Source organism: Maritimibacter alexandrii (assembly GCF_005871115.1).
In the GTDB taxonomy this organism is placed as follows: domain Bacteria; phylum Pseudomonadota; class Alphaproteobacteria; order Rhodobacterales; family Rhodobacteraceae; genus Maritimibacter; species Maritimibacter alkaliphilus.
Genome location: NZ_SWKQ01000009.1, coordinates 580,528 through 593,466, shown reverse-complemented (window position 1 = coordinate 593,466; position 12,939 = coordinate 580,528). Strand labels below are relative to the sequence as shown.

Here is a 12,939-nt window from a genome sequence, read left to right as displayed (position 1 = left end):
TCAGCTCCTCTTCAGTTTGGGGTCAAGCGCGTCGCGCAGGCCGTCGCCCATCAGGTTGATGGCCAGCACCGTGGTCAGGATCGCGACACCGGGGAAGGTGACGACCCACCACGCGCGTAAGATGAATTCGCGGCTTTCGGCGAGCATCGTGCCCCATTCCGGTGTCGGAGGCTGCGCGCCCATGCCGAGAAAGCCCAGCGCGGCCACGTCGAGGATCGCGTTCGAGAACGACAGCGCCGCCTGCACGATGATCGGGGCGAGGCAATTCGGAAGAACGGTGACGAACATCAGCCGCGGCAGTTTCGCGCCCGCGACCCGCGCGGATACCACGTAGTCCTTGGACAACTCCGTCATCACCGCCGCGCGGGTCAGGCGCACGTAGTGCGGTTGAAGCACGATGGCGATGGCGATCATGGCATTCAGCAGCGACGGCCCGAGGATGGCGACGAGCACGAGCGCGAGCAGCAGCGACGGGATGGACAGGATGATGTCCATGATCCGCATGATGATCGTGTCGAGCCAGCGCGGCGCGAACCCGGCGATGAGCCCGGTCAGAATGCCGCCGGTCGCCGCGAGGATCACGACGATGGTGCCGACGAGGAACGAATAGCGCGCGCCGTAGATCAGGCGCGACAGCATATCCCGCCCCAACGGGTCGGTGCCCAGCGGATAGGTCCAGCTTCCGCCGTCCTGCCACGCAGGCGGCACCAGCGTGGCGCCCCGGTTCTGGGTGGAGGGCTCGAACGGGGAAATGAGAGGCGCGAAGATCGCGACGATCAGGAAGAAGATGAACACGTAAAAGCCGATCACGGCCCCACGGTTCTCGCGGAAGTAACGCCAGAATTCCTTGAACCGGCCGGGGCGGACGGTCGTGGTCGGCGTGGTGTTGGTCGATGAACTCACGTCTGCCATGTCAGCGCTTCCGGATCTTGGGGTTGATGAGACCGTAGAGCAGGTCGACGATCAGGTTCACCACCATTACGAGAAGTGCCACGAGCAGCAGCCCGCCCTGCACGACCGGGTAGTCGCGGCGATAGATGCTGTCGACCATCCACTTGCCGATGCCCGGCCACGAAAAGATCGTCTCGGTCAGGATGGCCCCTGCAAGGAGCATACCCACGGACAGGCCGATCACGGTGATGACCGGGATCATCGCGTTCCTGAGCGCATGGACCCCATTCACCCGCGGCGGGGTCAGGCCCTTGGCGCGGGCGGTGCGGATGTAGTCTTCGCCCAGCACTTCGAGCATGGCCGAACGGGTCTGACGCGCGATGACGGCGAGCGGGATGGTGGCGAGCACGATGGACGGCAGGATCAGGTGCCTTACGGCCGAGACGAACGCGCCATCCTGCCCCGACAACAGCGAGTCGATCAGCATGAAGCCGGTCACGTCGGGGAAATAGTAGAGCAGGTCGATCCGGCCGGACACGGGCGTCCAGCCCAGATTGCCCGAGAAGATGATGATGAGCAGCAGCGCCCACCAGAAGATCGGCATCGAATACCCGATCAGGGCCGAGGACATGAGCGCGCGGTCGAAGAACTTGCCGCGGTTCACGGCGGCGATGACGCCCGCCGGAATGCCCAGCGTGATGGCGATGACGATGGCGCAGAACGACAGCTCCAGCGTCGCCGGAAACAGCGCGAAGAACTCGTCGAAGACGGGGCGCTTGGTGACGTAGCTGGTGCCGAGATCGCCCTGAAGGACGCCGGTGAAGAAATCCCAGAACTGCACGACGAGCGGGCGGTCGAATCCGAACTGCTGGTAAAGCTCGTTGTAGCGTTCTTCGGTCATGCCGCGTTCGCCCGCCATGACAATGATCGGATCGCCGGGCAGCACGCGGATGAAGGAGAATGAGATGATGGTGACCCCGATGAACGTCGGGATGAAGGTCAGGAGCCTCCCGATCAGGTAACGTAGCATCAGCGGGTCCTGCGGTTCGGCTGGGCGTCGGCCTGGCTTGTACGGATCATATCGGCTCCGGTCGGAATGGCGGGGCCCGCAGGCCCCGCCAATTTGCGTTATTCAGCGAGGGAAACCTCGGTGAAGATGTGGCCGCCGAGCGGGTGGACTTTGTAGCCCTCCACTTCGGGGCGCATCGGCATGAACACGACCGAGTGCGCGATGGTCGCCCACGGGGCCTGCTCCTTGAAGATCACCTGAGCCTCTTCATAGAGCGCGGCACGCTCTTCCTGCGTCGGCAGGGTCTTGGCTTCCTGAATGATCTCTTCGAACGGCTCGTGGCACCACTGGGCACGGTTCGAACCGCCCACACCGTCACAGCCCAGGAGCACGGCGAGGAAGTTGTCCGGGTCGCCGTTGTCGCCGGTCCAGCCCAGCAGAACGGCCCCGTCACGCTCGACGTCTTTCGAGCGGTCGAGGTATTCGCCCCACTCGTAGGACACGATCTCGACGTCCACACCGATCTTGGAGAAGTCTTCCTGGATCAGTTCGGCCATACGGCGTGCGTTCGGGTTGTATGGGCGCTGCACCGGCATCGCCCATACCTTCATCGAAAGGTCCGACACACCGGCTTCTTCGAGCATCGCCATCGCGCCTTCGGGATCGTAGGCGTCGTCTTCGATCGCGTCGTTGTAGGACCACATGGTCGGCGGGATCGGGTTCTTGGCGATCGAGCCGGAGCCCTGGAACACCACGTCGATGATCGCCTGCTTGTCGATCGCCATGTTCAGCGCCTTGCGCACCATCGGGTTGTCGAACGGTGCCTGCTGCGTGTTGTAGGCGAGGTAGCCGACGTTCAGCCCTTCCTGCTCCATCACGTTGATGCCGTCGTCATCCATCATCGCCTGAATGTCGGCGGGGTTCGGATAGGGCATCACGTGGCATTCGCCGGCGGACAGCTTCTGGTAGCGGACCGAGGCGTCGGGCGTGATCGCGAAGACCAGATTGTCGACCTTCGGCAGGCCTTCTTTCCAGTATTCGGGGTTCTTGGCGTAACGGATCACCGCGTCCTTCTGGTAGGCCACGAATTCGAACGGTCCGGTCCCGATGGGCTGCTGGTTCAGCATCTCGGGCGTGCCGGCTTCGTCCATCGCGTCGGCGTATTCCTTGGACTGGATCGAGGCGAAGTCCATGGCGAGGTTCGCGATGAACGGCGCTTCGGGACGGGTCAGCACGAACTTGACCGTCATGTCGTCGACCTTCTCGATGGACGAGATCAGGTCGGGCATCGACATGCCGTTGAAGTATTCCCAGGAGCCTTCGGTCTCCATCTGGCGCATGAAGGAATAGACCACGTCATCCGCGTTGAAGTCGCGGGTGGGGGTGAAGTAGTCCGTTTCGTGGAACTTCACGCCGGAGCGCAGCTTGAAGGTCACTTCCAGACCGTCTTCCGAGGTTTCCCAGCTTTCGGCCAGACCCGGAACGACGTTGGTGGTGCCCGTCTCGAATTCGACGAGGCGGTTGTAGATCGGGTGCGACGAGGCGTCGAAGGTCGTGCCGGACGTGTAGAGCGCCGGGTCGAAGCCTTCGGGGCTGCCTTCGGAGCAATAGACGAGCGTCGATTGCGCCGAAGCGGTGCCCGCGAGCAGGGCGAAAAGGCCCGCTGCGGTCAGTGTTTTTCTTAGAGACATTTGTAACTCCCTGTTTGGGTCTCTCGCTCTGATCGGTCTTGCCTGAGGGAGGGTGCCGGGCCCGGCGGCTCCATAAACGGAACCGCCCGCCTCACGGGCGGGCCAAGCTTGTTCTCCCTGTCATCCGGGGTCTTGCGCCCCATGTGATCAAATTTCTTACGACGCAGTCGGGTCGAGACAACCCGTGCCGTTGCGTCAACTTTGACCATCAGGTCAAACTCACGCAACCCTTATTTTTGTGAGGTGAATTGGACGGGTTCGAACAAACCGACAGGGCTCGGGTCGAAAGGAGATCGGGTATGGAAACGGTGACGGGCGGCTGCCTATGCGGAAATCTGCGCATATCGGCGCGGGGCATGCCGGATCGCGTCGGGCTGTGTCATTGTCTGGATTGCCGAAAGCATCATGGCGCCGTGTTCTTTGCGGCTGCGTTCTTTCCCGCGGACGCCGTGACCGTGGACGGAGAAACGAAGCAGTATCAGGGCCGTCATTTCTGCCCCACCTGCGGCTCGTCCGTATTCTCGGTCAGCGAGGGCGAATTCGAGGTGCATCTCGGCACACTGGATGAGCCGGGCGTGTTCGAGCCGACATATGAGCTGTGGACCTGCCGACGGGAGCCGTGGTTGCCGCAGGTGCCGGGGGTCGAGGGGTTCGAGCGCGACGGCTGAGCCCGACCTCTCAGTCCTTCACAAAGAGCTTCCGCTCGACGTTGCAGAGGGTCTGGGCCGGGCCGTCCTCGGTGATGAGGATCGTCTCGGTCGTCTCAAGACCCCAGTCGTCCATCCACAGGCCGGGCATGAAGTGGAAGGTCATGCCGGGTTCCAGCACGGTTTCGTCGAAGGCGCGGATCGACACGGTGTGCTCGCCCCAATCCGGCGGATAGGACAGGCCCACGGCGTAGCCCGCGCGGTTGGGCCGTTCGATCCCGACCTTCAGCAGTTCCACGTCCAGCGCCCGCGCGATGTCGCAGGCCCGATTGCCCGCGCGCGCCACTTCGATCCCTTGGTTGAGACCTTCGGTCAGCGCCTCGGACGCGTCTTTCATGTGCTTGGGCGGCTTGCCAAAAAAGATCGTCCGGCTGAGCGGCGCGTGGTAGCGGCGATAGCATCCCGACTGCTCGATGAACGTCGCCTCGCCCTTCTTCAGCGCCTCGCCGTTCCACGTCAGGTGCGGGGCCGAGGCATCCGCGCCCGAGGGCAGGAGCGGCACGATCGCCGGGTAATCGCCCCAACTGTCGTCCTCGCCATGCACCGAGGTCTTGAAGAGTTCGCCCACCAACTCGTGTTTGAGCATCCCCGGCTCCGCGATCTCGACCGCTTTGCCGATGACCAGTTCGGAAATCCGCGCGGCGCGGCGCATGAACGCCAGTTCTTCGTCCGACTTCCTGAGCCGCACCCAGTTCACGAGCGTCGAGGCGTCGATGAAATCCGCCTCCGGCAGCCCCTCGGCCAGCACCGCGAACGCGCGGGCGGTGAAGAAGTAGGTCTCCATCTCGACGCCGATGCGCTTGTCGCCATAGCCCATGATGCGCAGGTGACTGGCAAGATCCTCCATCGGGTGAATGTCGGGCGCCTGAATATAGCGGTCGGCGTAGTAGATAATCTCGTCATCATCCATCCAGACCGTGCGTCGCGCCCCATTGGCATCCTGTAGCCGCCCCCACCAGATCGGTTTGCCGTCGAGCGGCAGGATCACCCCCTGATGCACATAGAACGACCAGCCGTCGTAGCCCGTGATGTAATTCATGTTCGACGGGTTCGTCAGGAACAGAACGTCGATCCCCATCGCTTCCATGGCGGCGCGCGTCTGGGCGATGCGGCGGTCGAATTCCCCTTGGGTGAAATGCGCATTCTCAATCGGCATGACGACTCCCGTTCCGTCTGGGTTGCTTGGGTCAGGCAGAGGATGGCGGAAAAGCCCGCAGGTTCAATGACTTTCTGGCGCAGTGACGTGCGGGGCGGTCGGGAGCAGCCGAAATGCGTTCCTGCTGTTGGGAACCGCGAAAGTCGTGATAAAGGCCTGATATGGTTGCCCTCGACGCCACAGACCTCGCCATCCTCAAGGTGCTCGCCCGCGACGGGCGTATCACCAAGGCCGCGCTTGCCGATGCGGTGGGGCTGTCGCCCACGCCCTGCTGGAACCGCCTTAAGCGGCTGGAAAAGGCCGGGGTGATCGACGGCTACGGCGCGCGCTTCGACCTGCGCAGGATCGGGCCGTCGGTGACGGTCTTCGTTGCGGTCGAGATCGCAGATCACACCGCCGCCAGTTTCCGCATCTTCGAAGACGCGCTTACCCGGTATGACGAGATCACCGCCTGCTGGGCGCTGGGTGGCGGTTACGATTACCTCATGCAGGTCGTCACCCGCGACATCGACGCCTATCAACGCCTGATGGACGTGATGCTCGACGCCCGCATCGGCCTGTCGCGGTATTTCACCTACATCGTGACCAAGCCCGTCAAAGGCGGCCCGCCGCCCCTGGGTTTGATCGCGGGAGAGGAATAGTCTCCCAAACCCTGCGGGCAGGAGAGGAATCCTCTCCGCAAGAGACCAAATTCGGCCTCGACGCCCGCGCGAATCCCTCATCTTGAGCCCATCGAACAGGAGGCTTGAGATGCTCGACACAGCGATCCCGACCCACGTGGACATCACCGACAAGCGGCTTTTGCGCAGCTTCGCCTATGTGAACGGCAAGTGGCGCGCGGCCTCGGACGGTGGTTCGTTCAACGTCACCGACCCCGCCAACGGCGCTTTCCTCGGCGAAGTCGCCAAGCTGACCGCAGAGGATTCCACTTCGGCCGTCGACGCCGCGCAGATGGCCTTTGCCGACTGGTCCATGACTCTGCCGCAGGAGCGTGCCGCGATCATCCGCCGCTGGTTCGACCTGATGCTCGCCCACAAAGAGGATCTCGCCCGCATCATGGTGCTGGAGCAGGGCAAGCCGATCTCCGAAGCGCGGGGCGAAATCGACTACGCTGCCTCTTTCGTGGAGTTCTATGCCGAAGAGGCCAAGCGCCCGAACATCGAAGGCGTGACCAGCCACCTCCACGATGCCGAGGTCGAGCTGTGGCTCGAACCCGTCGGTGTCGTCGCCCTCGTCACCCCGTGGAACTTCCCCTCCGCGATGCTGACGCGCAAGGCCGCCGCCGCGCTTGCAGCCGGCTGCACCATCGTTGCGCACCCGTCGCACGAAACCCCCTATTCCGCGCTCGCGCTGGCGGAACTCGCGGAACGCGCGGGCGTGCCACCGGGCGTGTTCAACGTCGTCACCGGCCACGCGCCCACCATCGTCGAGCCGTGGACGCAGGACCACCGCGTGCGCGCCCTGTCTTTCACCGGCTCGACCGAAGTGGGCCGGCTCCTCTACCGCCAGTCGGCTGCCACCGTGAAACGACTGGTCATGGAACTGGGCGGCCACGCCCCGGTGATCGTGTTCAAGAACTGCGATCTGGACGAAGCCGTGGCCGAGACGATGAAGGCCAAGTGGGCGACCTCCGGGCAGGATTGCCTTGGCGCGAACCGCATCTATGTCGAACGCGCCGTCTATGACGAGTTCTGCCAGATGTTCACCGAAGCGACCGAGGCGCTGACCATTGGGCGCGGCATGGACGACCCGGACATCGGCCCGCTGATGAACGAGAAAGCCGTGGCGAAACAGGAGGAACACGTCGCCGACGCGCTCGCCAAAGGCGCGACGCTCATGTGCGGTGGCAAACGCACCGAGCATGGCGATCTGTTCTACGCGCCCACCGTGCTCAAGGACGTGACCGACGACTGCCTCATCATGCGTGAGGAGACCTTCGGCCCCGTCGCCGCGATCACCCCCTTCGACAGCGAGGACGAGGTGGTGCGCCGCGCGAACGATACGGAATACGGTCTTGTGGCCTATGTGCATTCTATGGACCCGCGCCGCATCTACCGCCTGACCCGCGCGCTGCAATACGGCATGGTTGCGGTGAATCGCACCAAGGTCACGGGCGCGCCGATCCCCTTTGGCGGGACCAAGCAATCCGGTCTGGGTCGCGAAGGTGCGCGGCGCGGCATGGAGGAATTCATGGAAATCAAATACGTCTGCCGCGACTGGGCGTAATCATCGAGTAAAAAAGGAAAAACGATGCTCAAGAACGATCAACTCGACCGCTGGGACCGGGAGAACTTCTTTCACCCGTCCACGCACCTCGCCCAGTTCGCCCGTGGCGAAGCGCCGAGCCGCGTCATCCAGACCGGCAAAGATTGTCACATCACCGACCGCGACGGGAACGAACTTCTCGACGCCTTCGCCGGGCTCTATTGCGTGAACGTCGGCTACGGCCGCCCCGAAATCGCCGAAGCCATCGCCCAGCAGGCCAAGGAACTGGCTTATTACCACGCCTATGTCGGCCACGGCACCGAGGCGTCGATCACGCTTGCCAAGATGGTGCTCGACCGCGCGCCGGACCATATGTCCAAGGTCTATTTCGGCCTGTCTGGCTCGGACGCGAACGAAACCAACATCAAGCTGGTCTGGTATTACAACAACATCCTTGGCCGCCCCGAGAAGAAGAAGATCATCTCGCGTTGGCGCGGCTATCACGGGTCGGGCCTGATGACCGGGTCGCTGACAGGCCTGCATCTGTTCCACAAGAAATTCGACCTGCCGCTGGAACAGGTCATCCACACCGAGGCGCCGTATTACTACCGCCGCGAGAACACCGACATGACCGAAGAGGATTTCGTCGGTCACTGCGTTTACGAACTCGAGCAACTGATCGAACGGGAAGGGGCCGACACCATCGCCGCCTTCATCGGCGAGCCCGCGCTGGGCACCGGCGGCCTCGTCCCGCCGCCTGCGGGCTATTGGGAGGCGATCCAGAAGGTGCTCGAAAAGCACGACATCCTGCTCATCGCGGACGAGGTCGTGACCGGCTTCGGGCGTCTCGGGTCCATGTTCGGCTCCGACCACTACGGCATCAAGCCCGACCTCATCACCATCGCAAAGGGCCTGACCTCGGCCTATGCGCCGCTGTCGGGGTCCATCTTGTCCGACAAGATGTGGAAGGTGCTGGAGCAGGGGACGGATGAGAACGGCCCCATCGGCCACGGCTGGACCTATTCGGCTCACCCGATCGGCGCGGCGGCGGGCATCGCGAACCTGAAGCTGATCGACGATCTGAACCTCGTCCAGAACGCGGGCACCGTCGGCGCGCATTTCAAGGCGGCGCTCAAGGCCGAGGTGGGCGACCATGCCCATGTGGGTGAGGTGCGTGGCGAAGGCCTCCTCTGTGCGGTCGAATTCGTGAAAGACCCGGAAACGCGCACCTTCTTCGATCCGTCCGAGGGGATCGGCGCCAAACTCGCCGGTGCGCTTCTGTCCGAGGGCGTCATCGCGCGCGCCATGCCGCAGGGCGACATCCTTGGTTTCGCGCCGCCCTTCTGCCTGACCGAAGCGCAGGCGGACGAGATCGCGACCAAGCTCGGGCGCGCCGTTCGCAGCGTTCTGGGATAAGCACGCGGCGGGGCCGATCTTGAATTTCGGCCCCGCGACCCCATATTAGGTCAGCAAAGCAGACCTAAAACTCCTTCTAAACAGCGGTTTACCTTGCAGCTTTGCATCCAAGGTGCTTGAAGGGGCCGGTATGACCCGGAAAGGGGGCGGACATGCTCGATTTTCGCACCATGCGTCAGGAACTGGCCGAGGTTTACGACCTCGCGCCCAACCCGGACCTGGCCGAGGAAATGAAGGACGACTACGCGAAGATGGATCGCGTGGTGTCGCCGCCCGAATGGGCCGTGGCCGCACCCTATGTGCGTGCGATTAACCGCCTGAAAAAAGAGAAGAACGCGGTTATCCTCGCGCATAACTACATGACGCCGGACATCTATCACGGCGTGGCCGATTTCGTGGGCGACAGCCTGCAACTCGCCATCAAGGCGACCGAGGTCGAGGCCGAGACCATCGTCCAGTGCGGCGTGCATTTCATGGCCGAGACGTCGAAGATCCTGAACCCGGCGAAACGCGTGTTGATCCCGGATATGGAGGCAGGCTGTTCGCTCGCCAACTCCATCGGGGCCGATGGCATCAAGCAGATGCGCGCGCAATATCCGGGCGCGCCGGTCGTGACCTACGTGAACACGACCGCCGAGGAAAAGGCCAACTCCGACATCTGCTGCACCTCGTCCAACGCCGCCGCCATCGTGCGCGCGCTGCCCGAGGACACGATCATTATGGCGCCGGACCAGTACCTTGCCCAGAACGTCGCGCGGCAGGTGCCGGAAAAGAACATCGTCTGGTGGAACGGCTCCTGCGTGGTGCACGAAAGCTTCACGGCACAAGACCTCAAGGACTATCGTCAGTGGAACCCCGACACCACGATCATCACCCACCCCGAATGCCCGCCGGACGTGGTGGACGAAAGCGATTTCTCCGGCTCCACCAGCGGCATCATCAACTATGTGCGCGAGCATAAGCCCAAGCAGGCGTTGCTCGTGACCGAGTGCTCGATGGCCTCGAACATTTCCGACGAATTGCCCGAAGTGGATTTCGTCGGCCCCTGTAATATGTGCCCCTACATGAAAAAGATCACACTGGAGAAAATCCTGTGGTCGCTTCACGCGGGCGTCGAAGAGGTGCACGTCGATGAAGACGTGGCCGCCAAGGCGCGCGTGGCGGTCGAGCGGATGATCGACCTCAGCAAGAAACTGGGCATCTGATAGGGGCGACCCCCATGAAAACCGAACGTATCGTCATCGTCGGCGCGGGTATGGGCGCGCTCTATGCGGCCCTGACGCTGGCGCCGCGCCCGGTGCTGATGATTTCGCCCGAACAACTTGGCGAGGGTGCAAGCTCGGCCTGGGCGCAGGGCGGCGTCGCCGCCGCGATGGCCGCGTCCGATACGCCCGAGGCACATGCCAAGGATACCATGACCGCAGGGGCGGGGACCGTGGATGGCGAGGTCGCCGCGATGGTCACCCGCCACGCCGCCGAACATATCCTCGACCTGACCGCGTTCGGCACGCCCTTCGACCGTGATGCCCAAGGCAATTACGTGATGAGCCGGGAGGCCGCGCATTCCGCCGCGCGCGTCGTACGGGTCAAGGGCGATCAGGCGGGTCGTCAGATCATGGAGACGTTGATCGCCAAGGTCCGCGCCACGGCATCGGTGCAGGTCATCGAAGGCGCCCTCGCGACCGGGCTCGAGACAGAAGGCGAGCGCGTCACCGGCGTCTGGATCAGGCACACCGACCCGGCCTCCGGCCCCGTGCTGATCGAAACGCCCGCCGTGCTTCTGGCCGGTGGCGGCTCCGGCGGGCTTTACGCGCATACGACGAACCCGCCGCGCATCCGGGGGCAGGTCATCGGCTTCGCCGCCCGCGCGGGCGCCGTGATCGCCGACCCTGAATTCGTGCAATTCCACCCCACCGCAATCGACATGGGCGAAGACCCCATGCCGCTCGCGACCGAGGCGCTCAGGGGGGAGGGTGCGATCCTCGTCAATGCCGATGGCGAACGGTTCATGACGACGGTGCATGAGGATGCCGAACTCGCGCCGCGCGACATCGTCGCCCGCGAGATCTTCAAGCAGACGCAGGCGGGCAAACGCCCGATGCTCGACACGCGCGCCGCGCTGGGCGCCGAGGTGCTGACCCGATTTCCGGCGGTGGCCGAGGCCTGCGCGCGCGCCGGGTTCGATCCGGTCGAAAACCCGATCCCCGTCGCGGTCGCAGCGCACTACCACATGGGCGGCGTCGATACCGACGAACATGGCCGCTCGTCGCTCGACCGCCTCTGGGTCTGCGGCGAAGCCTCGTCCACGGGGCTGCACGGTGCAAACCGGCTCGCCTCCAACGGTCTGCTCGAAGCCTTGGTTTATGGCAAGAAAGCCGCCGAAGACATCGCGCGGACGCTTGGCGACATTCCCGAGGCCGAAGAACTGACCTTCACCTTCCCGACGGGTGGCGAGGACGTGGACGAAGCCGCCGTGATGGACCTGCGCCGCACCATGACCACCCATGTCGGTGTGCGCCGCAATGCGGACGGGCTGAAGCAGGCGCTCGCCACCATCGCCGGGCTGGAAGCCGCGGCCAACAACGAGACCATGCGCAACATGACCGCGACCGCGACCCTTATCGCCGCCGCCGCGCTGACCCGCGAGGAAAGCCGGGGCGGGCATTATCGCGACGACTTTCCCGAGCAGGTTCCCGCGCTCGCCCATCGCACCAAGATCACGCTGGAGGCCGCCGTCGGCATCCGGGACGCCGCCAAGGATATGGTATGACCTACGCCACGCTGCCCGACATCGTTCTGGAACCCATCGTGCGCAATGCGCTGATGGAGGATCTGGGCACCTATGGCGACGTCACTACCCGTGCCGTGATCCCGCCCGCGACGACCTATGACGCCGCGATCAACGCGCGTGAGCCGGGGATCGTCTCAGGCATGCAAATCGCGCGCATCGCCTTCGGCCTCGTCGACCCCTCGCTTGAAATCGAGCCGCTCGTCGAGGATGGCGACACCATCGCGCCCGGCGACACGCTCATGCGCATCCGGGGCAAGGCCGCGTCGATCCTGTCGGGCGAACGCGTGGCGCTGAACTTCGCGGGCCGCCTGTCTGGCATCGCCACCATGACCGAGTCCTTCGTGGCGAAGACCGAAGGCACAAAGACCCGGATCACCTGCACCCGCAAGACCACGCCGGGCCTGCGTGTGGTCGAAAAACTCGCCGTTCTGCATGGCGGCGGCTTCAACCACCGCTATTCGCTCTCCGACGCGATCCTCATCAAGGACAACCACATCGCGGCCGCCGGGGGTGTCCGCGCGGTGCTGGAGGCGTCCAAGGCGGTGGCCAGCCACATGATGACCGTCGAGATCGAGGTCGATACGCTCGACCAGCTTGCCGAAGTGCTCGACGTCGGCGGGGCGAGCGCGGTTCTGCTCGACAATATGGACACGCCGACATTGGTCGAAGCGGTCAAGATGACGGGCGGGCGCCTGCCCTTGGAAGCATCCGGCAACATGAAGCTCGAGCGCATCGCGGAAGTTGCCGCGACGGGCGTCGATTACATCTCCTCCGGGGCCCTGACGCACTCGGCCCGGACCCTTGATCTCGGTCTGGATTTTTAGCTTTCAAATCCGAGACTTAGAGTCGTGATTGCGAAGTCGGGACGCTATATCTTGCGTCTTTTGTATGTGTCGCCACGACCACTACGTCGGCGGGAACGGGGCATTCCGGTCACAACTCGGTCATGACCGCTAGCAGCGGCGTCTACTTCCGGTTACGATTCACGGCACGAGCAAACGCGCGAACCTGGGGATCGCGAATTCATGAGGCCAAAATTTCGCCTGACGCGGCTCCTGCCGACCGCCGTCGCA

General features: G+C 63.9%; 11 protein-coding genes. 7 read left to right on the top strand and 4 right to left on the bottom strand.

Features of this window, described 5'->3' with window-relative positions:
• The 3 genes from FCT00_RS03705 to FCT00_RS03695 all read right to left on the bottom strand — a co-directional run bounded on the left by FCT00_RS03705 (window position 1) and on the right by FCT00_RS03695 (window position 3,591).
• Window positions 1-912, bottom strand: coding sequence for an ABC transporter permease subunit (locus FCT00_RS03705; protein WP_008333824.1), 912 nt, complete (start codon window positions 910-912; stop codon window positions 1-3).
• A 1-nt stretch (window position 913) separates the two neighbouring features.
• Window positions 914-1,921, bottom strand: a complete 1,008-nt coding sequence (locus FCT00_RS03700) for an ABC transporter permease subunit (protein ID WP_008333826.1) — start codon at window positions 1,919-1,921, stop codon at window positions 914-916.
• 98 nt (window positions 1,922-2,019) lie between these two features.
• The gene (locus tag FCT00_RS03695) at window positions 2,020-3,591 is read right to left on the bottom strand and encodes an ABC transporter substrate-binding protein (RefSeq protein ID WP_138421889.1); all 1,572 of its coding nucleotides are present in this window, start codon (window positions 3,589-3,591) and stop codon (window positions 2,020-2,022) included.
• A 299-nt stretch (window positions 3,592-3,890) separates the two neighbouring features.
• Between FCT00_RS03695 and FCT00_RS03690 the strand changes: the two genes are divergently transcribed.
• The gene (locus tag FCT00_RS03690) at window positions 3,891-4,259 is read left to right on the top strand and encodes a GFA family protein (protein WP_138421888.1); all 369 of its coding nucleotides are present in this window, start codon (window positions 3,891-3,893) and stop codon (window positions 4,257-4,259) included.
• A gap of 10 nt (window positions 4,260-4,269) precedes the next feature.
• Here the strand turns inward: FCT00_RS03690 and FCT00_RS03685 are convergent, their stop codons facing one another.
• The gene (locus FCT00_RS03685; RefSeq protein WP_008333832.1) at window positions 4,270-5,454 is read right to left on the bottom strand and encodes a M24 family metallopeptidase; all 1,185 of its coding nucleotides are present in this window, start codon (window positions 5,452-5,454) and stop codon (window positions 4,270-4,272) included.
• 161 nt (window positions 5,455-5,615) lie between these two features.
• Here FCT00_RS03685 and FCT00_RS03680 point away from each other — a divergent pair, with 161 nt between their 5' ends.
• The 6 genes from FCT00_RS03680 (at window position 5,616) to nadC (ending at window position 12,690) form a co-directional block, all read left to right on the top strand.
• The gene (locus FCT00_RS03680; RefSeq protein WP_008333834.1) at window positions 5,616-6,095 is read left to right on the top strand and encodes an Lrp/AsnC family transcriptional regulator; all 480 of its coding nucleotides are present in this window, start codon (window positions 5,616-5,618) and stop codon (window positions 6,093-6,095) included.
• A 109-nt stretch (window positions 6,096-6,204) separates the two neighbouring features.
• Entirely contained in the window at window positions 6,205-7,680 is a 1,476-nt protein-coding gene (locus FCT00_RS03675) for an NAD-dependent succinate-semialdehyde dehydrogenase (protein WP_138421887.1), read from the top strand.
• A 24-nt stretch (window positions 7,681-7,704) separates the two neighbouring features.
• Window positions 7,705-9,075: an aspartate aminotransferase family protein gene (locus FCT00_RS03670; RefSeq protein WP_138421886.1), complete on the top strand. Its 1,371-nt coding sequence runs from the start codon at window positions 7,705-7,707 to the stop codon at window positions 9,073-9,075.
• A 152-nt stretch (window positions 9,076-9,227) separates the two neighbouring features.
• Entirely contained in the window at window positions 9,228-10,280 is a 1,053-nt protein-coding gene (nadA, locus tag FCT00_RS03665; RefSeq protein WP_138421885.1) for a quinolinate synthase NadA, read from the top strand.
• Between the two features lie 14 nt (window positions 10,281-10,294).
• Window positions 10,295-11,845, top strand: a complete 1,551-nt coding sequence (locus tag FCT00_RS03660) for an L-aspartate oxidase (RefSeq protein ID WP_138421884.1) — start codon at window positions 10,295-10,297, stop codon at window positions 11,843-11,845.
• Window positions 11,842-12,690: a carboxylating nicotinate-nucleotide diphosphorylase gene (gene nadC / locus FCT00_RS03655; RefSeq protein ID WP_138421883.1), complete on the top strand. Its 849-nt coding sequence runs from the start codon at window positions 11,842-11,844 to the stop codon at window positions 12,688-12,690. The genes FCT00_RS03660 and nadC overlap by 4 nt, the downstream gene beginning before the upstream one ends.
• Window positions 12,691-12,939: the final 249 nt, after the last annotated feature.

Bases quoted from the DNA above. Each gene is read 5' to 3' on its own strand.
- FCT00_RS03670 (WP_138421886.1), top strand. From the start codon at position 7,705: ATGCTCAAGAACGATCAACTCGACCGCTGGGACCGGGAGAACTTCTTT.
- FCT00_RS03680 (WP_008333834.1), top strand. From the start codon at position 5,616: ATGGTTGCCCTCGACGCCACAGACCTCGCCATCCTCAAGGTGCTCGCC.
- FCT00_RS03660 (WP_138421884.1), top strand. From the start codon at position 10,295: ATGAAAACCGAACGTATCGTCATCGTCGGCGCGGGTATGGGCGCGCTC.
- FCT00_RS03705 (WP_008333824.1), bottom strand. From the start codon at position 912: ATGGCAGACGTGAGTTCATCGACCAACACCACGCCGACCACGACCGTC.
- FCT00_RS03695 (WP_138421889.1), bottom strand. From the start codon at position 3,591: ATGTCTCTAAGAAAAACACTGACCGCAGCGGGCCTTTTCGCCCTGCTC.
- nadA (WP_138421885.1), top strand. From the start codon at position 9,228: ATGCTCGATTTTCGCACCATGCGTCAGGAACTGGCCGAGGTTTACGAC.
- FCT00_RS03690 (WP_138421888.1), top strand. From the start codon at position 3,891: ATGGAAACGGTGACGGGCGGCTGCCTATGCGGAAATCTGCGCATATCG.
- nadC (WP_138421883.1), top strand. From the start codon at position 11,842: ATGACCTACGCCACGCTGCCCGACATCGTTCTGGAACCCATCGTGCGC.
- FCT00_RS03685 (WP_008333832.1), bottom strand. From the start codon at position 5,454: ATGCCGATTGAGAATGCGCATTTCACCCAAGGGGAATTCGACCGCCGC.
- FCT00_RS03675 (WP_138421887.1), top strand. From the start codon at position 6,205: ATGCTCGACACAGCGATCCCGACCCACGTGGACATCACCGACAAGCGG.
- FCT00_RS03700 (WP_008333826.1), bottom strand. From the start codon at position 1,921: ATGCTACGTTACCTGATCGGGAGGCTCCTGACCTTCATCCCGACGTTC.